This is a genomic window from Variovorax paradoxus, from assembly GCA_016806145.1.
GTDB lineage: Bacteria > Pseudomonadota > Gammaproteobacteria > Burkholderiales > Burkholderiaceae_C > Variovorax.
The window spans coordinates 2237163-2258318 of sequence record CP063166.1; the positions used below are offsets into that span (position 1 = coordinate 2237163).

Here is a 21156-nt window from a genome sequence, read left to right on the forward strand (position 1 = left end):
GCCGATTCTGACCGCATCCGCGCCCGCCCGGCCCCGAACGGCTCAGACCGCCACCGGCGCCTTGATCGGATCGTGGTGCCGGTAGTCCTCGAACTCGAAGTCCTCGTACCGGTAGTCGAAGATCGAGTCGGGCCGGCGCTTGATGCGCAGCGTGGGATAGGGGTAGGGCTCGCGGCTCAGTTGCAGCGCGACCTGCTCGGCATGGTTGCTGTAGATGTGGCAGTCGCCGCCGGTCCAGATGAAGTCGCCGACGTCGAGGTCGCACTGCTGCGCCATCATGTGCGTGAGCAGCGCGTAGCTCGCGATGTTGAAGGGCACGCCGAGGAAGATGTCGGCGCTGCGCTGGTAGAGCTGGCAGCTGAGCCGGCCGCGTTCGCCGTCGTTCTGCGGCGGCGCCACGTAGAACTGGAAGAAGGCGTGGCAGGGCATCAGCGCCATCTTCGAGAGCTCGGCCACGTTCCAGGCGCTCACGATGATGCGGCGCGAATCGGGGTTGGACTTGAGCGTCTTCACGACCTCGGCGATCTGGTCGATGTGGCCGCCGTCGGGCGTGGGCCAGCTGCGCCACTGCACGCCGTACACCGGGCCCAGGTCGCCGTCCTCGCGTGCCCACTCGTCCCAGATGGTGACGCCGCGTTCCTTGAGCCAGTTGTTGTTGCTCGAGCCGGTCAGGAACCACAGCAGTTCCTGGATGATGGACTTCACGTGCACCTTCTTCGTGGTGACCAGCGGGAAGCCCTCGTTGAGGTCGAAGCGCATCTGGTGGCCGAACACGCTCTTGGTGCCGGTGCCGGTGCGGTCGCTCTTGTACACGCCGTGGGTGTCGACGTGGCGCATGAAGTCTTCGTACTGGGAGCGGATGGGGCGTTGGGTCATGGCGGTGGAGGGCGGCGGCAACGGCGCGCCCGGGACGGCGGGGCTGGAGCCCCGAATCTTATTCGGATGAGGGGCCGGCGGCTGGCCGGGCAGGCCAAGACTATAAGATGAGAACTATTCTCAACATTCCGCAAGCGCAACCCGTGTCCGCCCCGGCCCTCGACGACAGCCTCCAGGTGCTCTACCGCAGCCATCACGGCTGGCTGCAGGCCTGGCTGCGGCGCCGGCTCGGTTGCGCCGAGGATGCCGCCGACCTCGCGCACGATGCCTTCGTGCGGCTGCTGGCCGCGCGGCCGCCGCAGGCGGTGCCGGTCGAGATGAAGGAGCCGCGGGCCTACCTGACGACGGTGGCGCGCGGCCTGCTGATCGACCGCTTCCGCCGCGCCGACCTGGAGCGCGCCTACCTCGCCGACCTCGCGGCGCTGCCGCCGGCCCTCTATCCCTCGCCCGAGGAGCAGCTGCAGGCGGTGCAGGCGCTGCGCGCTCTCGATGCGCTGCTCGCGAGCCTCACGCCGAAGACCCGCGCCGCCTGGCTGCACAGCCGGCTCGACGGCATGACCCATGCCGAGATCGCGGCGCAGCTCGGCGTGTCGGTGCCGCGCGTGCGGCAGTACCTGGCGACGGCCGCGCGCCGCGGCTACGAACTGCGTTTCGGCGTCGCGCTGCCGGCAGCGTCGGCATGAGCGCGCAGGCCTCGGCGTCGCTGCCGGTCTCCGCGGCCGTGCTCGACGAGGCAATCGGCTGGCAACTGCGCATGGGCTCGGGCGAAGCCGACACGCGCGATGCCGAAGGCCTGCGCCGCTGGCTCGACGCCCACGCCGACCACCGGCGTGCCTGGGCCCAGCTCGGCGAACTCGATGCACAACTGGCGCCCGCGCGCAGCGAGGCCGTGCGTTCGGCGCTGGTGCGCCGCGGCGCCGCGCGGCGCTGGAAGCAGTCGGTGGGTGTGCTGGGGCTGCTGGCCGCGCTGCTGCTGGGGCTCGGGGCCGTCGACCGCTTCGAACCGCTGGCCACCCTGAGCGCCGACTACCGCACCGGCACCGGCGAGCGGCTCACCGTGGTGCTGCCCGACCGCAGCGTGCTGCACCTCGACACCCGCAGCGCGGTCGACCTGGCCTTCGATGGCAGCCGGCGCGCGATCGTGCTGCGCGCGGGCGAGATCGCCATCGAGACCGCCCATGGCGACGCGGCCGAGCAGCGCCCCTTCGTCGTGCTGACGCCCGAGGGAAGCCTGCGCGCGCTGGGCACGCGCTTCGTCGTGCGCCGGCTCGACGACGGTGCCGGCACCCGGCTCACGGTCACGCAGTCCGCGGTGGCGGCCCGGCCGGCCGCCTGCGCCGCCGATCCGGCCCGGGCCTGCGAAGGCGAACGCGTCGTGCAGCAGGGCCAGAGCCTGGAACTGCACGCCGATGGCGTCGGCACTCCCGGCCCCGCGCGCCCCGACGCCGATGCCTGGAAGGACGGCATGCTGGTGGTCGACGACCAGCCGCTGGCCGAGGTGGTGGCCGAACTCGCGCGCTACCGGCCCGGCCATCTCGCGGTCGACCCGCGCGTGGCCGGCCTGCGCGTGACCGGCACGCTGCCGCTGGACGACACCGACAAGGCGCTGCTGGCGCTCACCGCCGCGCTGCCGGTCGAACTCGTGGGCGGCACGCGCTGGTGGCTGCGCATCGAGCCGAGGCAGGCGCCGCGCTGAAGCCTGGATCGGGCGGCGCCGGCTTTTTTTCGGCCACCCCCTCTCACTTTTCGAAGCTCGTCCGGCAAGCAGGAAGAGAACCCTCGTCCTTCCCCTGCCTGGAGTCCCGCCTTGTCCTCGTCCTTCCCGTTCCGTCCGACCCCGCTCGTCGCCGCGCTGCTCTTCGCCACCGCCGCGCCGGCCCTGCTGCCGACCGTGGCCCGCGCGCAGGCGCAGGCCGCACCCGTGCTGCGCGACTACGACCTGCCGTCCGGCCCGCTCGGCGCCACGCTCAACCGCATCGCGCGCGAGGCCGGGCTGGCGCTCACGGTCGATGCCGCGCTGGTCGGCCAGCGCGCCTCGGCGCCGGTGCGCGGCCGCTACGACGCGCCGCAGGCGCTGCGCCGCGCGCTGGCCGACAGCGGCCTCGAGCTGCTGCCGACCGACGCGGGCGGCTACACCGTGCGCGCGGGCGCGCCGGCCGCGTCCACCGCGCCGCAGGTGGTGGCGCCCGCGCCGTCGGCCATGCTCGCCGAGGTGCGCGTGAATGCCGAACGCGCCGCCGGCGGGCCGGCCGATGGCTACATCGCGCGCCGCAGCTCGGCCGGCACCAAGACCGACACGCCGGTCCTCGAGACGCCGCAATCGATCTCGGTGGTCACGGCCGAGCAGATCGAGGCCCAGCAGCCCACCAGCCTGGTCGACGCCTTCAACTACACGGCCGGCGTGAGGCGCTCGGAAGGCGCCGACCGCACCACCGACTCGTTCGTGATCCGCGGCTTCCAGGCCGGCGCCGGCACGGGCAGCCTCTACCGCGACGGCTCGAAGTTCATGGTCAACGCCTACGACGGCCAGCAGGAGCTCTACGGGCTCGAGCGCGCCGAGGTGCTCAAGGGCGCGGCCTCGCTGCTCTACGGCACGGCCGCGCCCGGCGGCGTGGTCAACACCGTGACCAAGCAGCCCACGGCGGAGCCGCTGCGCGAGCTCGGCGTGGAGCTCGGCAACCGCGACCGCCGCCAGATCAAGGGCGACTTCGGCGGCAAGCTCGATGAGCAGGGCACGCTGAGCTACCGGCTCACGGGCCTGGTGCGCGACAGCAACACCTTCATCGACCACGTGCCCGATGACCGGCGCTTCCTGTCGGGCGCGATCCGCTGGCAGCCGAGCGCGGCGACCTCGCTCACGCTGCAGGCGGAGTACCTGCGCAACCGCACCGACTACGTGTACGGGCTGGCCGGCGGCATCACGATCCTGCCGAACATCCACGGACCGGTGCCGAGCAGCCGCTACACCGGCACGCCGGGGCGCGACCGCTACGCCGGCACCAACACCGCCGTCGGCTACCGCTTCGAGCATGCCTTCAGCGATCGCCTGAAGCTGCGCCACAGCGCGCATGCCTTCCGTTCGGAGGTCGACTTCCCGAGCACCTCCGCCTCCGGCGTGAGTCCCGACGGCGCCAGCTCCACCTCGCACGAGTCCTACGACCGCCGCGACCGCTCGCGTGCGCGCACCACCGACACCTCGCTCGAGTACCGCGTCGACAGCGGCCCGGTCGCGCACACGCTGCTGGCCGGCGTGGACACCACCTACCAGTCCTACACCACGCGGCGCGCGTCGCGCGAGATCGCGACCCAGTTCAATTACTACGCGCCGAACTACGTCTACGTCGCGGGCGCGCCGGTGCCGAACACCTACTTCCCCGACATGGCCGGCAACGCCACCGGGCTGTACCTGCAGGACCAGATGAAGATCGCCGGGCGCTGGGTGGTGGTGCTCGGCGCGCGGCACGACCGCGTCACCGACCGCCAGGTGCCGGTCGACGGCGAGACCGCGAACTCGAAGGAGAAGACCTCGGCCACCACCGGCCGCGCCGGCCTGGTCTACCTGGCCGACAACGGGCTCGCGCCGTTCGCGAGCTTCAGCCAGTCGTTCCAGCCGCAGAGCGGCGTCGACCGCATGGGCGCGCGCTTCGAGCCCACGCGCGGCGAGCAGTACGAGCTCGGCCTGCGCTACCAGCCGCCGGGCAGCGACACCCTGCTGAGCGCCGCCGTCTACCAGCTCCGGCAGCAGAACGTGCTGTCGACCGACCCCGTCGACACCGGCTTCTCGGTGCAGACCGGCGAGGTGCGTTCGCGCGGGCTGGAGATCGAGCTGCGCACGCGCATCGGCCGCTCGGCCAGCCTGATCGCCGCCTATGCCTACACCGACGCGCGCGTCACCGCCGACACCACCGCCGCCAACGTCGGCAAGCGGCGCGGCAACGTGCCCTACAACACCTTCTCGGCCTGGGGCGAGTACGACTTCGGCGCGGCCGGCGCGCCGGGCCTGCGCGCGGGGCTGGGCGTGCGCTACGTGGGCGCCTCCACCGGGCTCTACGTGAACGGCATCGTGCCCTCGTACACCGTGTTCGACGCGATGGTGTCGTACGACACCGGCCACTGGCGCTACGCGTTCAACCTCACCAACCTGGCCGACAAGGCCTACATCGCCTCGTGCACCTACGGCTGCTTCTACGGCGAGCGGCGCAAGGCGGTGGCCTCGGCCACCTACCGCTGGTAGGGCGCAGCGCTTAGCATCGTGGGCATGAGCGAACACACCCATGCCCACGGCGATGACCACAGCGAGCTCGACGAGATGGACTTGCGCGTGCGCGCGCTCGAGAGCGTGCTCACCGAGAAGGGCTACATCGAGCCGGCCGCGCTCGACGCGCTGATCGACACCTACCAGACCCGCATCGGCCCGCGCAACGGCGCGCGCGTGGTGGCCAAAGCCTGGGTCGACCCGGCCTTTCGCGACTGGCTGCTGGCCGACGCCACCGCGGCCATCGCCTCGCTGGGCTATACCGGCCGCCAGGGCGAGCACATGGTGGCGGTGGCCAACAGCGACGATCAGCACCACATGGTGGTCTGCACCCTGTGCAGCTGCTATCCGTGGCCGGTGCTGGGCCTGCCGCCCACCTGGTACAAGAGCGCGCCCTACCGCTCGCGCGCGGTGCGCGACCCGCGCGGCGTGCTCGCGGATTTCGGCACGGTGCTGCCCGAGACCACGCGCATCCGCATCTGGGACTCGACCGCAGAGGTGCGCTACCTCGTGATTCCGCAGCGGCCTGCGGGCACAGAGCAGCTGGGCGAGGAGGAGCTCGCGGCGCTGGTGTCGCGCGATTCGATGATCGGCACCCGGCTCGCCGATGCGCCGGGGCAGGGGAGCCAGCCATGAGCTACCAGACCCAGGCCGACCTCGGCGGCCGCACCGGCTTCGGCGCGGTGCAGCCCGAGCCTGAGGGCGAGCTGTTCCATGCCGACTGGGAGCCGCGCGCGCTGGCGCTGGTGCTCGCGATGGGCGCCACCGGCTCGTGGAACATCGATGCGAGCCGCGCCGTGCGCGAGACCTTGCCGCACTACCTGCAGCTGAGCTATTACCGGATCTGGCTCGCGGCGCTCGAGCGTCTGATGATCGAGCGCGGTCAGCTGTTCGAGGACGAGATCGCGCAGGGCCGCATGCTGCATGCGCCCGCGCCCGTCAAGCGCGTGCTGCATGCGGCCGACGTGGCCGCGGTGCTGGCCCGGGGTTCGCCCACCGAGCGGCCGGCCGCGGCGCCCGCGCGCTTCGCGATCGGCCAGGCGGTGCGCATGCGCGCGGGCCGCGTCGACCATCACACGCGGCTGCCGGGCTATGTGCAGGGGCGGCGCGGCACCGTCGAGCGGCTGCATGGCGCGCACGTGTTCGCCGACAGCAATGCGCAGGGCGCGGGCGAGGCGCCGCAGTGGCTCTACACGGTGGTGTTCGAGGAGGCCGAGCTCTGGGGCTCGCGGGCGCAGCAGCTCTCGGTGTCGGTCGATGCCTGGGAAAGCTACCTGGAGGCGGCCGAATGACGCAGTACCCCGACGGGATGCTGGCCCCCGGCATGCCGCGCGACGCCGACGGCCCGGTCTTCGGCGCGCCCTGGCAGGCCCAGGCCTTCGCGATGACGCTGGCGCTGCACCAGAAGGGCCTGTTCAGCTGGAGCGAGTGGGCCGAGACCCTGGCCGCGCAGATCCAGGCCGCGCAGGCCGCGGGCGACCCCGATGCGGGCGACACCTACTACCGGCACTGGCTCGCCGCGCTCGAGACGCTGGTGGCGCGCAAGGGCGCGAGTTCGCACGACGAGCTGGCGCGCTACCGCGAGGCCTGGGACCACGCGGCCGATCGCACGCCGCATGGGCAGGCGATCGAGCTGCGGCCTGGCGACTTCGGGCATTGACGTCGCGTGTCGCCAGCTTGATCGGCGGGGCCACGTCAATAGTCCAACAGCTGTTGGACAAATGCCGCGCCCGACAGGGCGTCGGCGTCAGACCCGGATCACCCGCCCCGGATTCAGGATGTTCTTCGGATCGAGCCCGCGCTTGATCGCGCGCATCATCTCCAGCGCCACCGGCGACTTGTGCTTCTCGAGCGTCTCGACCTTGAGCGAACCCACGCCGTGCTCGGCCGAGAACGAGCCGCCGAACTTCTCGACCGCCTCGTAGACCAGCGTGTTGATGCGGTCTTCCTCGTTCTTCAGGAAGGCCTTGGTATCGACGTTCTCGGGCGCCTGCACGTTGTAGTGCAGGTTGCCGTCGCCGAGGTGGCCGAAGTTCACCAGCCGCACGCCGGCGATCTCGCGCGCCAGCAGCGCGTCGGTCTCGGCCACGAAGGCCGGGATGCGCGAGACGGGGATCGAGATGTCGTGCTTGATGTTCAAGCCTTCCTCGGCCTGCGCGAGCGGGATGCTCTCGCGGATGTGCCAGAGCTGGTGCGCCTGCGCGAGGTTCTCGGCCACCACCGCGTCGATCACGCAGCCGTCCTCGAAGGCGGTTTCGAGCAGGGCCTCGAAGCGCGCGCGCGCATGGTCTTCCGATTCGCTGTCGGAGTTCTCGAGCAGCACGCAGTAGGGCACGTTCTCGTCGCCGATGAAGGGCACGCGCAGCTGCGGCATGTGCTTGTCGACCAGGCTCAGCGCGAACTTGCCCATCACCTCGAAGCCCGTGAGGCCCGGGCCCAGCTGCTTGTGGGCCAGGCCCAGCAGCGTGACCGCGTGGTCGAGCGAGGGCACGGCGGCCCAGGCCGTGAGCTGCGCGGCCGGCAGCGGGTAGAGCTTCATGGTCGCGGCCGTGATCACGCCCAGCGTGCCCTCGCTGCCGACGAACAGGTCGCGCAGGTCGTAGCCGGTGTTGTCCTTGCGCAGGCCGCTGGTGCCGTGCCAGATCTCGCCCTGCGGCGTAACCACTTCCAGGCCCAGGCAGAGCTCGCGCGTGTTGCCGTAGCGCACGACCTGCGTGCCGCCGGCGTTGGTCGCGAGGTTGCCGCCGATGGTGCAGCTGCCCTCGGCCGCGAGGCTCAGCGGGAACAGGTAGCCGGCCTTCTCGGCGGTCTCCTGCAGGGTCTGCAGGATGCAGCCCGACTCCACCGTCATCGTGAGGTTGGCCGCGTCGATGTTGCGGATGGCATTGAGTCGCTGCAGGCTCAGCACCACCTGGGTGCCGCTGTCGTCGGGAATGGAGCCGACCGCCAGGCCGGTGTTGCCGCCCTGCGGGATGACGGCGGTGCCGGCCTCGGCGCAGGCCTTGACCACCTCGGCCACCTGCTGCGCATCGGCCGGGCGCACCACGGCCAGCGCCTTGCCGCGCGAGCGCTTGCGCCAGTCCTGTTCGTAGGCCGTGAGGTCGCCCTCGTTGAGCAGGTGGTTGGCGCCGACGATGGCGCGCAGCCGCTCGAGCAGGGCGGCGGAAGAAGCGGACGTGGTCATGGGGTGGAAGCCTCCAGGGGACGGGCGGCGGCCTTGGCGTGGCGCAGCCGCAGGCGGACGTGCCAGGCGCAGGCGACGAAGAGCACGAGGCACAGCAGCACCTCGGCCAGCGCGAGCAGCTGGCTGATGCCGTTGGTGTCGCTCCAGGCGCGCACCACGCCCTCGGTGAAATAGAGCCAGACCATCAGGCTGACCCAGCGGTAGGTGTACATGCGGTTCTTCAGCAGGCCGGCGAGCGGGATCGCGAGCGGCAGCACCTTGAGCGCCATCAACGAGCCGCCGGGGCGCAGCGGTGCCAGCCAGAGTTCCCAGGCCAGGCCCAGCACGATCAGCCCGGCGAGGCTGCCGACCGCGAGCCAGCGGGTGGTCGCGACGGAGGAGGGCGGGGGCGGGGAGATGGACACGGGCTGGCGACGGTGAAGAGAGGAAAGGGGAGCGATCCCGGCGAGCGCCGCGTGGCGAAACGGAAAAGGCGGATGGCATGATACCGGCCATGAATCGTCGTCAGCTCTGGAGGGATCTCTCCCGTTTCCCCTGGCGAAACACCGCCGCGGTGCTCGGGGAGCGTTTTCGCGAGGACCGCCTCGGCCTCACGGCCAGCAGCCTGACCTTCACCACGACCATCGCGATGGTGCCGTTCTTCACGGTGGCGCTCGCGCTGTTCACCGTGTTCCCGATGTTCGCCAAGATGCAGGGCCGCCTGCAGCGCTGGCTGATCGAGAGCCTGATCCCCGAGAACATCGCGCGCCAGGTGCTGGGCTACCTCAACCAGTTCGCGAGCAAGGCCAGCGGCCTGGGGATCGCGGGCCTGATCGTGCTGCTGATCACCGCCATCGCGCTGATCCTCACCATCGACAAGACGCTCAACAACATCTGGCGCGTGCGCTCGCCGCGGCCGTTCGCGCAGCGGGTGCTGATCTACTGGGCCACGATCACGCTCGGGCCGCTGATCCTGGCGGTGAGCCTGTCCACCACCTCCTACGTGTTCGCGGCCTCGCGCGACGTCGTGGGCGTGAGCGTGGTCAAGCTGTTCTTCGACGCCTTCGAGTTCGTGCTGCTGGCCGCCGGCATGGCCTCGCTCTACCACTACGTGCCCAACACCAACGTGCGCTGGTCGCATGCCTGGGCCGGCGGCGTGTTCGTGGCGGCGGCGATCGAGATCGCCAAGCGGGTGCTGGGCTACTACCTGAGCCTGGTGCCGACCTACTCGGTGCTCTACGGCGCCTTCGCCACCTTCCCGATCCTGCTGGTGTGGATCTACGTGGCCTGGGTCATCGTGCTGCTGGGCGCGGTGATCGCGGCCTACCTGCCGAGCATCCTGACCGGCGTGGCCCGGCGCGGCGGCGGTGCCGGCTGGCCGATGCAGCTGGCGCTCGAGGTGCTGCAGCAGCTCGCCCGGGCCCGCGCGACGCCCGACAAGGGCGTGGGCGCGGCGCGGCTGGTGGCCTCGATGCGCGTCGACGCGCTGCAGTTGGTGCCGGTGCTCGAGACCCTGGTGGCGCTCGACTGGATCGCGCCGCTGGCCGAGGACGGCGATGGCGGCGACCCGCGCTACGTGCTGCTGGCCGACCCGTCGACGCCGATCGAGCCGCTGCTCGAGGCGTTGCTGATGCCCAAGGCCGAGCCGCTCGAGGACCTGTGGCAGAAGGGGCCGCTGCGCTCGCTGCGGCTGGGTGACGTGCTATTGATCTAGGAGCAAGGCTCAGATCTTCACGCGGCCCAGCCAGATGTCGCGGTACATCGCCCAGTCGCCCATGAAGCTGTAGAGCGGCCGCTTGAACGAGGCCGGCTTGTTCTTCTCGAAGCCGAAATGCCCGACCCAGGCGAAGCCGTAGCCGACCAGCAGCCCGGCCAGCAGCCACAGCGGATGGAGCGTCAGCACCAGCATCGCGAGGCAGGCCAGCGACAGCGTGGAGCCCGCGAAATGCAGCCGCCGGCAGGTGCGGTTGGCGTGTTCGGTCAGGTAGAAGGGATAGAACTCCGCGAAGCTCTTGAACTGGCGCGGATCGACGCTCGCGGGCGCGGCGCTGCCAGGGGTGGTGGCGGTGGAGGTGTTCATCGTGCGTCTCCTGCGCCCCGGAGGGGCTTTGTCCATAATAGCCACGACCTTCCGGGCGCACCACCCGGGTCTTTCTTCTCCTTTCTGCCCACGTACGAGCCTTGAGCGCCCTGCCTTCCACCCCCGATTCCGCCGCGCCGGCCGGCGGCGCGCCCTGGGTCGTGTGCCTGTGCGCCGAATGGTGCGGCACCTGCCGCGACTACCGGCCGCTGTTCGAGCAGGTGGCGCGCGCGCATCCCGGGCTGCGCTTCGCCTGGGTCGACATCGAGGACCATGCCGACATCGCCGACGAGTTTGACGTCGAGACCTTCCCGACCCTCCTGGTGGCCGATTCCGCGGGCACGCGCTTCCTCGGTCCGCTGCTGCCGCATGCCGAGACGCTGTCGCGCATGCTGACCGCGCTGCCGGCGCCCCAGCCCTCGAGCCTGCATGCCGAGCTGATGGTGGCGGTGCTCGAGAAGAAGCCCGCGCTCTTTGCAGTGCCGCGGGCGGCCTGATTGCGCGATCTCGTGCTGAGCGACATGTACGACTACACGGCGGTCGAGCCGCAACTCACGGGCTTCGACGCCTGCTTCTTCTGCCTCGGCGTGTCCTCGGTCGGCATGAAGGAGGACGCGTACCGGCGCGTGACCTACGACCTCACGCTGGCCGCCGCCACCGTGCTCGCGCGGCTCAACCCGCGGATGACCTTCGCCTACGTGACCGGCTCGGGCACCGACAGCAGCGAGCGCGGCCGCAGCATGTGGGCGCGCGTGAAGGGCGCGACCGAGAACGCGCTGCTGAAGCTGCCGTTCAGGGCCGCCTACATGTTCAGGCCCGGTGCGATCCAGCCGCTGCACGGCGCCAACACGAAGACGCCGCTGTACAAGGCGGGCATCGTGCTGCTGACGCCGGTGTTCGGGCTCGCGCGGCGGCTGTGGCCGCACCTGGTGACCACCACCGAGAACATGGGGCTCGCGATGCTGGCGGTGGCGCGGCACGGGGCGCCCAGGCAGGTGCTCGACCCCGTCGACATCAACGAGCTGGCCGCGCGCGGCTGAGGCCGACCCCGACCCCGACCCCGACCCCGACCCGTTCAGGCTGAGCTTGTCGAAGCCCCGCGCGAGGCTTCGACAAGCTCAGCCTGAACGGATGGGGCGGCGTCTCTTTCAGCGCGACACGAAATCCCGCAGCGCGAACAGCACCGCGTCGGGCGCCTCGCTCATCAGCGCGTGCCCCGCGTGCACCGTCACCGTCCGTCCGTCGCGTGCCTTGGCGGCCAGCGCCTTCACGGCGCGCGGCGGCGTCATCTGGTCGGCGTCGCCGAGCAGGAACAGCACCGGGCACTGCAGCTTCTCCATCGCCGCCTCGCCGCCCGCATAGTCGTTGCAGGCCTTGAAGCCGACATGGAACACGTTGACCTCGCGGTTGCTCGCGAGCACGCGGCGCATCAGCGCGCGCGAGCTGCCGTAGAGCCAGGTGCCGGGGCCGAGCGCCGAGGGCGGCGGCGCCAGCAGCGCATGCGAGAAGGTGTTGACCATCGCGATCGCGCGCTGCGGGTCGTTGAGCGAGCTCTCGAGCAGCGCCGGCGACACCACCATCGGGTAGGCGCTGCCGACCATCGCCAGGTGCGTCACGCGCTCGGGCGCGCGCGCGGCCGCCTCCAGCGCGATCAAAGAGCCGAAGCTGTGGCCGATCAGCGCCGCCTTCCGCACGCCCGCCGCGTCGAGCAGCGCGTGCACGAACTGCGCGGCCTCCTCGACGCTGGCCGGCGGCGGGCCCTCGCTCTTGCAATGGCCCGGCAGGTCGACCGCGAGCACGTTCCAGCCGTGGTTGGCGAACCAGCGGCTCTGCAGGATCCAGACGCTGTGGTCGTTGAGCACGCCGTGGATGAAGACCACGGTGGGCTTGGCGGCATCGAAGGGCTTGCCGCCCGTGTAGCAGTAGGTGGCGTGGCCGTTGACGGTGTAGTGCATGGTGTCAGGCCCCCGCTTTCTCGGCCGCCTTCAGGGCGCGCTTCAGGTCGTCGATCAGGTCGGCCGGATCCTCGAGGCCGATCGACAGCCGGATCGTGCCCTGCGAGATGCCCGCGCCCGCGAGCGCCTCGTCGGTCATGCGGAAGTGGGTGGTGCTGGCCGGATGGATCACCAGGCTGCGGCAGTCGCCCACGTTGGCCAGGTGGCTGAAGAGCTTGAGCGATTCGATGAAGGCCTTGCCCTGGGCGCGGCTGCCCTTGATGTCGAAGCTGAACACGGCGCCCGCGCCGCGCGCGCCGTGGCGCAGCAGCTTCTGCGCCAGCGCGTGGCTCGGGTGCGACTCGATCAGCGGATGGCCGACGCGCGAGACGAAGGGATGGGTGGCGAGGAACTCGACGATCTTCTGCGTGTTGTCGATGTGGCGCTCCATGCGCAGCGGCAGGGTCTCGATGCCCTGCAGGATCAGCCAGGCGGTGTGCGGGCTCATCGCGGCGCCGAAGTCGCGCAGGCCTTCGCGGCGCGCGCGCAGCAGGAAGGCGCCGACCGTGCTCTCCTCGCTGAACACCATGTTGTGGAAGCCGTCGTAGGCCTGGGTCAGCTCGGCGAATCTGCCGGACTTCTCCCAGTCGAAGCTGCCGCCATCGACCACCACGCCGCCGATCACCGTGCCGTGGCCCGAGAGGAACTTGGTGGCCGAGTGGTAGACCAGGTCGGCGCCGAAGTCCAGCGGCTTGATCAGGTAGGGCGAGGTCAGGGTGGAGTCGACCAGCAGCGGCACGCCGGCCTCGTGCGCGATCTCGGCCACGGCCGGGATGTCGAGCACGTCGAGGCCGGGGTTGCCCACGGTCTCGCCGAAGAACAGCTTGGTTTCGGGCCGCACCGCGGCGCGCCAGCCGTCGAGGTCGTTGGGCTTCACGAAGGTGGTCTCGATGCCGAAGCGGCGCATCGTGTAGTGCAGCAGGTTCTGCGAGCCGCCGTACAGCGCGGTGCTGGCCACGATGTGCGAGCCCGCGCCCATCAGCGTGGCGATGGAAAGGTGCAGCGCCGCCTGGCCGCTGGCGGTGGTGATCGCGCCGATGCCACCCTCGAGCGCCGACACCCGCTGTTCGAGCACCGCGTTGGTCGGGTTGCTGATGCGCGAGTAGACGTGGCCCGAGCGCTCGAGGTTGAAGAGGGCGGCCGCATGGTCGCTCGACTCGAAGACGAAGGAGGTGGTCAGGTGGATCGGCACCGCGCGCGCGCCGGTCGTGGGGTCGGGCGAGGCGCCCGCGTGCAGCGCGAGGGTGTCGAAACCGGGGTCGGAATAGCCGGGCATGGGGTCCTTTCTGGAGAGGCGCTTTGGACCGGTGGCGTCCGCTGCGTGACAGCGACAAACCGGGCCGTGGAGGTCGGCGCCGATTGTGGGCTATATTCAAAAAAGGCAGGCCGCCAGGAAAGACAGAGTCCGAGAGGAGCACACGATGAAAGTCACCGACATCCTTCGCGTCAAGGGCAACACGCTCTTCACCATCACGCCAGACGATCTGCTGGCCGAAGCCGTCAAGACGATGGCGGACAAGGACATCGGTTCGCTGGTCGTCATGGAGCATGGCGACCTCGTGGGCATGCTCACCTTCCGTGAAGTGATCGTGACCATCGTCGCCAACGGCGGCCAGGTCGGCGGCACGCTGGTGCGCAAGGCCATGGACGACGCCCCCGTCACCTGCACCCTCGAAACCGACCTCGACGAAATCCGCCGCATCATGCTCGAGCGCCATGCCCGCTACATGCCGGTGATGGACAAGCGCATGCTGATGGGCGTGATCAGCTTCTACGACGTGGCCAAGGCCGTGGTCGACGCGCAGAATTTCGAGAACAAGATGCTCAAGGCCTACATCCGCGACTGGCCGGCGGAAGACGAGAAGAACTGAAGCGCCGCAACGCGGCGATCGGCGCGGTCAGTGGATGGCCGCGTACATGATCGCTTCCTGCGTCGCCTCGGTGGCCGAGAATTCCGTCACCACCTTGCCCTGCTTGGCCACGAGGATGCGGTCCGACAGCGCCATCACCTCGGGCAGGTAGGAAGAGATCACCACCACCGCCTTGCCGGCATCGGCCAGCCGGTTGATCTCGGCATGGATCTCGGCGATGGCGCCCACATCGACCCCGCGCGTGGGTTCGTCGAAGATCACGATGTCGGGCTCCTGCACCAGCGACTTGGCGATCACCACCTTCTGCTGGTTGCCGCCCGACAGCTCGATCACCTTCACGTCCTTGCCGATGGCGCGCACATTGAGCAGCCGGCTCCAGTGCTCGCCCACCGAACGCGCCTTCGCGCCCGACACCAGCCCGCGCGCGCCGGCCAGCTTGCCCTGCAGCCCCATGTAGATGTTCTGCGCGATCGACATGGTCTCGAAGAAGCCCTCGAACTTGCGGTCCTCGGTGATGTAGGCGATGCCGTCGCGCACCGCCTGGCGCGCGACGCGGTAGCGCACCGGCCGGCCGCGCAGCAGGATCTCGCCGCCATGGAAGAAGTCGCGCTTGATCAGCCCGGCCACCACCTTGAAGGTCTCGGTGCGGCCCGCGCCCACCAGGCCGAACACGCCGGTGATCTGGCCCGCGAACACCGACAGCGAGTTGTTCTTGACCATCGCCGCCATGCGCAGGTTGCGCACCGACAGCAGGCAGTCGCCCTGCGGTCGCACCTGGGTCTTCTTCTGCCCGTAGAGCGTCTGCGAGAGATCGCGCCCCACCATCGCCTGCACGATGCGCTCGCGATCGAAATTCACCTTGTCGTCGGTCACCACGTGGCGGCCGTCGCGCAGCACCGTGATGCGGTCGGCCAGCAGCAGCGCCTCCTCGAGCGCGTGCGAGATGAAGATCACCGACACGCCGCGCGCCTTGAGGTCGAACACCAGGTCGAAGAAGTACTTCTTCTCCTCGGGCGTGAGGCTGGCCGTGGGCTCGTCGAAGATGATGATGCGCGCCTTGTGCAGCACCGCGCGCGCGATCTCCACCATCTGCTTCTTGGCCGCGCCGAGCATGCCCACGGTGGCGGTCGGGTCGACGTAGAAATTGAGCGACTGCAGGAACTGCTGCGCCGAGATGTAGACGCCGCGCAGCCGGTTGAAGAAGGACTCCTGGCCCAGGAACAGGTTCTGCGCCACCGTCATCGTCGGCACCAGGCTGGTTTCCTGGAACACCATCGCGATGCCCTCGTGGCGAGCCTCCAGCGGCGTGCGCAGCTGCACCGGCCGCCCTTCCACCAGCATCTGGCCCGCGCTCAGCGGCACCACGCCGGCCATCACCTTGGTCAGCGTCGACTTGCCGGCGCCGTTCTCGCCGAGCAGCGCATGGATCTCGCCGCGGCGCAGCGTGAAGTCGACGTCCTCGATGGCGGGCACGCCCGCGTATTTCTTGGTGGCCTGGCGCAGCTCGAGCATGGTCTCGTGCGCGGCCGGCGCGCCCGTTTCAACGGCCACGGTGTCGGCGCTGGTATCGCGGGCATTCATCGCGCGGCTCCCTGTTCCTCGGCGGTCATGCGCACCCGCAGCAGCCGGCCGCCGCCTTTCGAGGCCGCGAACAGCGCCCCCCCATGCTCGGCCACCGCGGTGATGCCGTGGTGGCGGCCGTCGACCTGGCTGTGCAGCGAGGACACGACCTGGCCCTGCGCATTCACGCGCACCACCAGCCCGTAGGAGCGCGGCGGCGCCCAGGGCTTGAGCACGCCCATCTGCTTGACGCCCGCGCCCTGCAGCGGCTCGAGGAAGCTGTGGCCCGACGAGAGCGCCGGCGCGATCCAGTAGCGCGGATCGATCTCGGCCACCATGCGGCGGCGGTAGGCCTCCTCGCGCAGCACGAATTCCACCAGCTGCGTGCGGCAGACGAAACAGCTGAGCCAGAAGCCGCCGCCGGCCGCCGCAGCCATGCGCGAGGGATAGCCGGGCAGGTCGGCCACGCGCGGCGCGGTGCCGCCCGATCCGAGCGCGAGCACGCGATGCGCCCAGCTCTCGCCGACCAGCACCGTGCCGCCCGCCTGCGGCAGCACGCCGAAGGCATGGCGCAGCCCGGCCGATAGCTGCTGCGCGGCACCGCCGCCCGGCGCCCAGGCGCAGACGCGGCCGCTCGCGCCATGCGCCATCAGGTCGTGGCACCAGCGTTCGGGTGCATGCTCGGCCGATCCCTCGGTGAAGAGCCAGCGCCGGCCGGCCTCGTCCCAGGCCAGCGCATTGACGCAGCGCAGCGCGCGGCCGCCGGCCTCCGTGAGCGTGTGGGCGGTGGCGCCGTCGGGTGCGAGCAGCAGCACCTGCGTGCCGCCGAGCGCCAGCGCGAGCCGTCCACCCGGCGCCGCGGCCAGCGCCGTGATCGGGCGCTCGAAGCGCCGCAGCTCGACGGGCACGCCTCCGTCGAGCCGGTACAGCGCATGTCCGGCCGCAATCCACAGCACGCCGTCGGCCACGGCGAGGTCGTCGATGTCGGCGAGCTCGGCCACCACCTCGGCGTTGTCGAGCGCGCGGTTGGGCTTGAGCACGCCGTCCATCACCGGCACCGTGATGGCGGCGCTGCCGCGCCCGAGCAGGCGGTCGGTGAAACCGCGAAGGGTGTCGAGCATCAGGCTGCCCTCCAGCGCCGTTCGTACTGCACGAAGTCGGGGTCGGCGCCCTCGAGCTTGTAGCGGCCGATGCGGTTGTTCGAGATGCCGCCCAGGTAGAGGTGGCCGCGGTGCTCGCGCATCGAGGTGATCATCGGGTGGTTCTCGCCGCCCAGGTCCCACAGCGTCTCGAGGATCTCGCCGGCCTCGCTGAACTTGAGCACGCAGCCGGTGTTGATGTTGGGGAACAGCCATTCGTCCACCGGCACGCGCGTGGCCATGCGGCGGCGAAAGCCCGGCATGCGCATCGCGAGGTCGTAGGCCGGGCAGCGCATGCCCACCAGCGCGAGCCAGTAGTGGCCGTCGGAGGCGAGGTTGATGTTGTCGGGATAGCCGGGCAGGTTGTCGATCACCATCTGCACCTGGCCGGCCTTCGGCCCGTCGAACCAGTAGCGCTTGATGCAGCAGCCCCAGGTCTCGGCGAACAGGATCGACTGGCCGTCGCTCGCGATCGCGATGCCGTTCGGGAAGCGCAGCCCGCGCAGCACGGTGCGCGTCGAGCCGTCGCGCGGATCGAAGCAGACGATGCGCCCGTTGCCGCGCGCCTCCAGCCCGTCGACCGGCCACTCGTGCATCTCGTAGCGCACCGTGGCCTCGCTGAAGAAGATGCGGCCGTCGTCGGCGATGTCGAGATCGTCGGCCAGCCGCAGCCGGCTGTCGTCGTTGATCGAGGTCCAGCTGCGGTTGGTCTCGTCGGTCACGCGCTCGACCTTGCGCTCGGGCGTGACGCGGTACAGGCCCATGCCGCCCACGCACACGTGCAGGTTGTCCTCGCGGTCGAAGGCCAGGCCCAGCGGCTGGCCGCCGATGTGGGCATAGACCTCCATGCGCTCGTAATCGGGCGCGAGGAAGCGGATCACGTCGCCATGGCGCGAGCCCGCATAGAGGTTGTCGTCGCGGTCGAGGATCACGTCCTCGGGCGACTCGATGCGGCCCAGGCCGATCAGCGTGACGTCGCGCAGCTTGTTGTTGACCGCGTAGACGCTCGCGCCGTCGCCGCTGCTGGCCGGTGCCGGCGGCAGCGCGAAGTAGGTCGGGCTCACGTAGACCTTGCTGATGATGCGCTGGCGGTTCTTGAGCCAGCGCACGTCGATCACGGCCGCCAGCACCAGGATCGCGGCCAGCACCATGCGGATCACACCGCCGGGCGCCGACATCGAGGTCAGGCCGTTGGTGATCAAGAGCACCAGCAGCGTGCCGACCAGCGCCTTGGCGACCGAGCCGCGCCCGCCGCCCAGGCTGATGCCGCCGAGCACCGCGGCCGTGAGCACCAGCACCTCCATGCCCACGCCGATGTCGGCGCCGGCCGTGGCCAGCCGCGAGGCGAAGAAGCAGCCGGCCGCGCCGCACAGCGTGCCCGAGGCCACGTAGCACAGCGCGACCGTGCGCCGCACCGCGATGCCGCTGTTGTAGGCCGAGCGGCGCGAGCCGCCGATGGCCATGATGTGCCAGCCCGCGCGCAGCCGCGTGAGCAGCACATGGCCGGCGATCGCCACCGCCGCGTAGGCCCAGGCCACCGTCGGCAGGCCCAGCAAGGTGCCGTTGCCCAGGAAGTCCCAGGCCGGCGAGTCGGGCAGCGAGCCCGCGATCGCGGTCGAGTACTGCAGGCTCAGGATCTCGTAGAACGAGCGGAAGATGATCAGCGTGATGAGGGTGGTGAGGAAGGCGCGCAGCCGCAGGTAGCCGATCAACACGCCATTGACCGCGCCCAGCAGCGCGCCGACGGCCAGCGTGGCCAGCACCGACGCGCCCATCGGCCACTTCAGCACGTGCATGCACATCAGCGCGCAGAAGTTGGTGAGCGCGAAGATGGAACCCACCGACAGGTCGATGCCGCCGACGATCATCACCAGCGCCAGGCCGAGCACGATGAAGCCGATCTCGCCGGCCTGCCGCAGCGTGTCGGCCAGCACCACCGGCGACCAGAAGTTGCCGATGAGCTGGCCCGAGGCCAGCAGCACCGCCACCAGCAGCAGCACCGGGATCGCGGTCTCGGTCCAGCGCTTGGACAGGATCTCGCCGACCCAGTGGTCGGGCCACCAGCGGTAGCGCAGGCGCGTGAGGGTCTCGTTCATCGGTGCGGCTCCGGCGTCGGCGTCACTTGGCGGCGGTGAGCTTCCAGCAGGTGCCGTCGGCACCCGCGTTCTCCTTCGTGATCGGGATCAGCGTGGTGTAGATGTTCTGCTTGGCCGCGCCGGGCTTCATGCCGCCCTGCACCAGCCACTTGATCATCGCGGCCATGTTGGCGGCCTGCGTCGGCACGTCGTAGCTCACGTCGAGGTCGAAGGCGCCCGACTTTACCTGGTCGCAGGCACCTTTCTGCTCGCCGCCGCCCGAGGTCGCGAGGTAGACCTTGCCGGTCAGGCCCGCTTCCTTGATGGCGGCCGCGGTACCGATGTCCATGCCGTCCCAGAAGCCGACGATGCCGCACAGGTCGGGGTTCTGCTTGAGCACCGTCTGCGTCAGGCCCTTGGCCTTGGCCGCGTCCCAGTCGGCGGCCTGGTTCGACACCACCTTGATCTGCGGGTTCTTCGCCAGCACGTTCTCCACGCCCTTGAGCGTGTAGGCGCTGGTGGCCGCGGTCGGCGCGCCCTGCACGATGGCGATCTTGTTCGACTTGCCCTTGCAGGCCTGCACCACCGCCTCGGCATTGCGCTCGCCCACGTCGACCCAGTCGGCGCCCACGAACACGGTCGAGGGCTGCACCGAGCGCATGTTGATCTGCACCACGTAGATGCCGTCTTCCTCGGCCTTCTTGATCAGCTTGGCGTAGGTCTGCACGTCGGGGTTGTGGATCACGATCACCGCGGGCTTCTCGGCCATCAGCGCGGTGAAGGCCTGCGCGCCGGCGTTGGTGTTCCAGTTGGGATCGCGCGCCACCACCTTCATGCCGGCGGGCTCGAGCTCCTTCTTGAGGCCGTTGTACCAGCCCTGCGCGAGGTCGAAGCCCATGGCCACCGGGATGTAGCCCACGGTCTTGCCGGCCAGCGACTTCTTGTAGCCGTCGCGGAAGGGCTCGTCGAGGCCCTTGCCCTGGGCGGCCGCGTGCTGCGATACGGCAACCAGTGCCAGCGCGATGCCCGCGAGCTTCGCGGATGCGGCGAGTGTGCGAACGAAGTGCATTGCATGTCTCCTTTTTTCGGTGGTCTCGGATGACGCCAAAATCGCCTGGCGCCCGGCTTCGGAAAACAGGTGGATCCGCGCGCGGACCCCGGGGATCAGATGTCGCCCTGCTGCGCGGTCTCTTCGTTGCGCGGGTTGAGCATGGAGTCGATCAGGATCGCGGCCAGCAGCACCACGCCCTTGACGATGTTCTGCACGGAATAGGAGAGGTCCATGATCGTCATGCCGTTGAGCATGGTGCCGATCAGGAGCGTGCCGATCACGACGTTGAACACGCCGCCGCGTCCGCCCGACAGGCCGATGCCGCCGAGCACGACCACCAGCACCACGTCGTAGATCATGGTGGAGTTGAAGATCCGCGTCGGCATGCTGCTGACCGAGGCCGCCATCACCACGCCCGCGAACAGCCCGATCAGCGCCGCCAGCACGTACTGCAGCAGCACCATCGGCCGCGTCGGCAGGCCGGTGGCGCGCGCGGCGAAGGGGTTGTCGCCGATCGCGTAGACGAAGGCGCCCGCGCGCATGCGGCGCAGGAAGAAGGCCATGGCCGCGGCCGCCACGCCGAACATCACGACCGGTGTCGGCACGCCGGCCAGGGTGCCGCGGCCCAGCCAGGCGGCCGGGTCGAGCGCGGCCGGCCACTGGACCACCTCGAGCTGGAAGAAGTAGGCCTGGCCCAGTCCCGCGAGAAAGAGGCCCGAGGCCAGCGTGGTGAAGAGCGACGGCACCTCGGCATAGGCGATCAGCCAGCCGTTGACCAGCCCGAAGGCCAGCGCCAGGCCCAGCGCGATCGGGAAGGCCGAGCCGAGCGAATGGCCGTTCTGCACCAGCTGCAAGAGCAGGCCCGAGGGCACGGCCAGCGCGGCGATCATCGAGATGTCGATGCCGCGGCCGATCACCACCACCGCCATGCCCAGCCCCAGGATGCCGAGGAAGGCCACGTTCTGCACCAGCGTGAGCAGGTTGTCGATCTGCGCGAAGCCCGGCAGGAACGCCGCGAAGCCCGCGAACAGCAGCGCGAACAGCGCCGACACGATGCCCTGCTGCGTGGCCTTGAATTTCTTCGTCGTCATG

The 21156-nt window shown here is 70.2% G+C and carries 20 protein-coding genes and 1 pseudogene; 10 read left to right on the plus strand and 11 right to left on the minus strand.

What is annotated here, in order from left to right; translation table 11 throughout:
• Positions 1–42: 42 nt before the first annotated feature.
• On the minus strand, positions 43–876 hold the full coding sequence (locus INQ48_10190; protein QRF59561.1) for a thymidylate synthase: 834 nt from the start codon (positions 874–876) through the stop codon (positions 43–45).
• A gap of 107 nt (positions 877–983) precedes the next feature.
• On the opposite strand from INQ48_10190, the gene INQ48_10195 reads away from it, so the two are divergent.
• The 6 genes from INQ48_10195 to INQ48_10220 all read left to right on the plus strand — a co-directional run bounded on the left by INQ48_10195 (position 984) and on the right by INQ48_10220 (position 6791).
• Positions 984–1559 (plus strand): sigma-70 family RNA polymerase sigma factor, encoded by a 576-nt coding sequence (locus tag INQ48_10195; GenBank protein ID QRF59562.1) that lies wholly within the window; start codon positions 984–986, stop codon positions 1557–1559.
• Entirely contained in the window at positions 1556–2572 is a 1017-nt protein-coding gene (locus tag INQ48_10200; GenBank protein ID QRF59563.1) for a FecR domain-containing protein, read from the plus strand. The genes INQ48_10195 and INQ48_10200 overlap by 4 nt, the downstream gene beginning before the upstream one ends.
• A 111-nt stretch (positions 2573–2683) precedes the next feature.
• A complete protein-coding gene (locus INQ48_10205) occupies positions 2684–5110 on the plus strand; it encodes a TonB-dependent siderophore receptor (protein QRF59564.1) in 2427 nt (808 codons plus the stop codon).
• A 24-nt stretch (positions 5111–5134) separates the two neighbouring features.
• Entirely contained in the window at positions 5135–5767 is a 633-nt protein-coding gene (gene nthA / locus INQ48_10210) for a nitrile hydratase subunit alpha (protein ID QRF59565.1), read from the plus strand.
• A complete protein-coding gene (nthB, locus tag INQ48_10215; protein QRF59566.1) occupies positions 5764–6423 on the plus strand; it encodes a nitrile hydratase subunit beta in 660 nt (219 codons plus the stop codon). The genes nthA and nthB overlap by 4 nt, the downstream gene beginning before the upstream one ends.
• The gene (locus tag INQ48_10220; GenBank protein QRF59567.1) at positions 6420–6791 is read left to right on the plus strand and encodes a nitrile hydratase accessory protein; all 372 of its coding nucleotides are present in this window, start codon (positions 6420–6422) and stop codon (positions 6789–6791) included. Before nthB ends, INQ48_10220 begins: the two co-directional genes overlap by 4 nt.
• Positions 6792–6878: 87 nt before the next feature.
• Here INQ48_10220 and INQ48_10225 read toward each other — a convergent pair whose 3' ends face one another.
• Both INQ48_10225 and INQ48_10230 read right to left on the minus strand, forming a co-directional pair.
• On the minus strand, positions 6879–8315 hold the full coding sequence (locus INQ48_10225) for an FAD-binding oxidoreductase (GenBank protein ID QRF59568.1): 1437 nt from the start codon (positions 8313–8315) through the stop codon (positions 6879–6881).
• A complete protein-coding gene (locus INQ48_10230; GenBank protein ID QRF59569.1) occupies positions 8312–8719 on the minus strand; it encodes a DUF2069 domain-containing protein in 408 nt (135 codons plus the stop codon). Before INQ48_10230 ends, INQ48_10225 begins: the two co-directional genes overlap by 4 nt.
• Before the next feature lie 77 nt (positions 8720–8796).
• Here INQ48_10230 and INQ48_10235 point away from each other — a divergent pair, with 77 nt between their 5' ends.
• Positions 8797–10008: a YihY family inner membrane protein gene (locus tag INQ48_10235; GenBank protein ID QRF59570.1), complete on the plus strand. Its 1212-nt coding sequence runs from the start codon at positions 8797–8799 to the stop codon at positions 10006–10008.
• 9 nt (positions 10009–10017) lie between these two features.
• On the opposite strand, the gene INQ48_10240 is transcribed toward INQ48_10235, so the two are convergent.
• Complete coding sequence (locus tag INQ48_10240; GenBank protein QRF59571.1) at positions 10018–10374, minus strand: DUF962 domain-containing protein; 357 nt, start codon at positions 10372–10374, stop codon at positions 10018–10020.
• A gap of 101 nt (positions 10375–10475) precedes the next feature.
• Between INQ48_10240 and INQ48_10245 the strand changes: the two genes are divergently transcribed.
• Both INQ48_10245 and INQ48_10250 read left to right on the plus strand, forming a co-directional pair.
• Positions 10476–10871: a thioredoxin family protein gene (locus tag INQ48_10245; protein QRF59572.1), complete on the plus strand. Its 396-nt coding sequence runs from the start codon at positions 10476–10478 to the stop codon at positions 10869–10871.
• A pseudogene (locus tag INQ48_10250) lies at positions 10872–11414 on the plus strand (epimerase).
• Positions 11415–11522: 108 nt separating this feature from the next.
• Here the strand turns inward: INQ48_10250 and INQ48_10255 are convergent.
• Together INQ48_10255 and INQ48_10260 are read right to left on the minus strand one after the other, a co-directional pair.
• Complete coding sequence (locus INQ48_10255) at positions 11523–12329, minus strand: alpha/beta hydrolase (protein ID QRF59573.1); 807 nt, start codon at positions 12327–12329, stop codon at positions 11523–11525.
• A 4-nt stretch (positions 12330–12333) separates the two neighbouring features.
• The gene (locus tag INQ48_10260; GenBank protein QRF59574.1) at positions 12334–13644 is read right to left on the minus strand and encodes an O-acetylhomoserine aminocarboxypropyltransferase; all 1311 of its coding nucleotides are present in this window, start codon (positions 13642–13644) and stop codon (positions 12334–12336) included.
• Positions 13645–13789: 145 nt separating this feature from the next.
• Here INQ48_10260 and INQ48_10265 point away from each other — a divergent pair, with 145 nt between their 5' ends.
• Positions 13790–14239, plus strand: a complete 450-nt coding sequence (locus INQ48_10265; GenBank protein ID QRF59575.1) for a CBS domain-containing protein — start codon at positions 13790–13792, stop codon at positions 14237–14239.
• A 27-nt stretch (positions 14240–14266) separates the two neighbouring features.
• Here INQ48_10265 and INQ48_10270 read toward each other — a convergent pair whose 3' ends face one another.
• From INQ48_10270 to INQ48_10290, 5 genes are all read right to left on the minus strand, one after another.
• A complete protein-coding gene (locus INQ48_10270) occupies positions 14267–15751 on the minus strand; it encodes a sugar ABC transporter ATP-binding protein (GenBank protein ID QRF60681.1) in 1485 nt (494 codons plus the stop codon).
• 65 nt (positions 15752–15816) lie between these two features.
• Positions 15817–16920: a strictosidine synthase gene (locus INQ48_10275; protein ID QRF59576.1), complete on the minus strand. Its 1104-nt coding sequence runs from the start codon at positions 16918–16920 to the stop codon at positions 15817–15819.
• Positions 16920–19034, minus strand: coding sequence for an SMP-30/gluconolactonase/LRE family protein (locus INQ48_10280; GenBank protein ID QRF59577.1), 2115 nt, complete (start codon positions 19032–19034; stop codon positions 16920–16922). The genes INQ48_10275 and INQ48_10280 overlap by 1 nt, the downstream gene beginning before the upstream one ends.
• A gap of 22 nt (positions 19035–19056) precedes the next feature.
• Positions 19057–20082, minus strand: a complete 1026-nt coding sequence (locus tag INQ48_10285) for a sugar ABC transporter substrate-binding protein (GenBank protein QRF59578.1) — start codon at positions 20080–20082, stop codon at positions 19057–19059.
• A gap of 95 nt (positions 20083–20177) precedes the next feature.
• Positions 20178–21155 carry an ABC transporter permease gene (locus INQ48_10290; GenBank protein QRF59579.1) on the minus strand — a complete coding sequence of 326 codons (978 nt, stop codon included), beginning with the start codon at positions 21153–21155 and terminating at the stop codon, positions 20178–20180.
• Position 21156 lies beyond the last annotated feature (1 nt).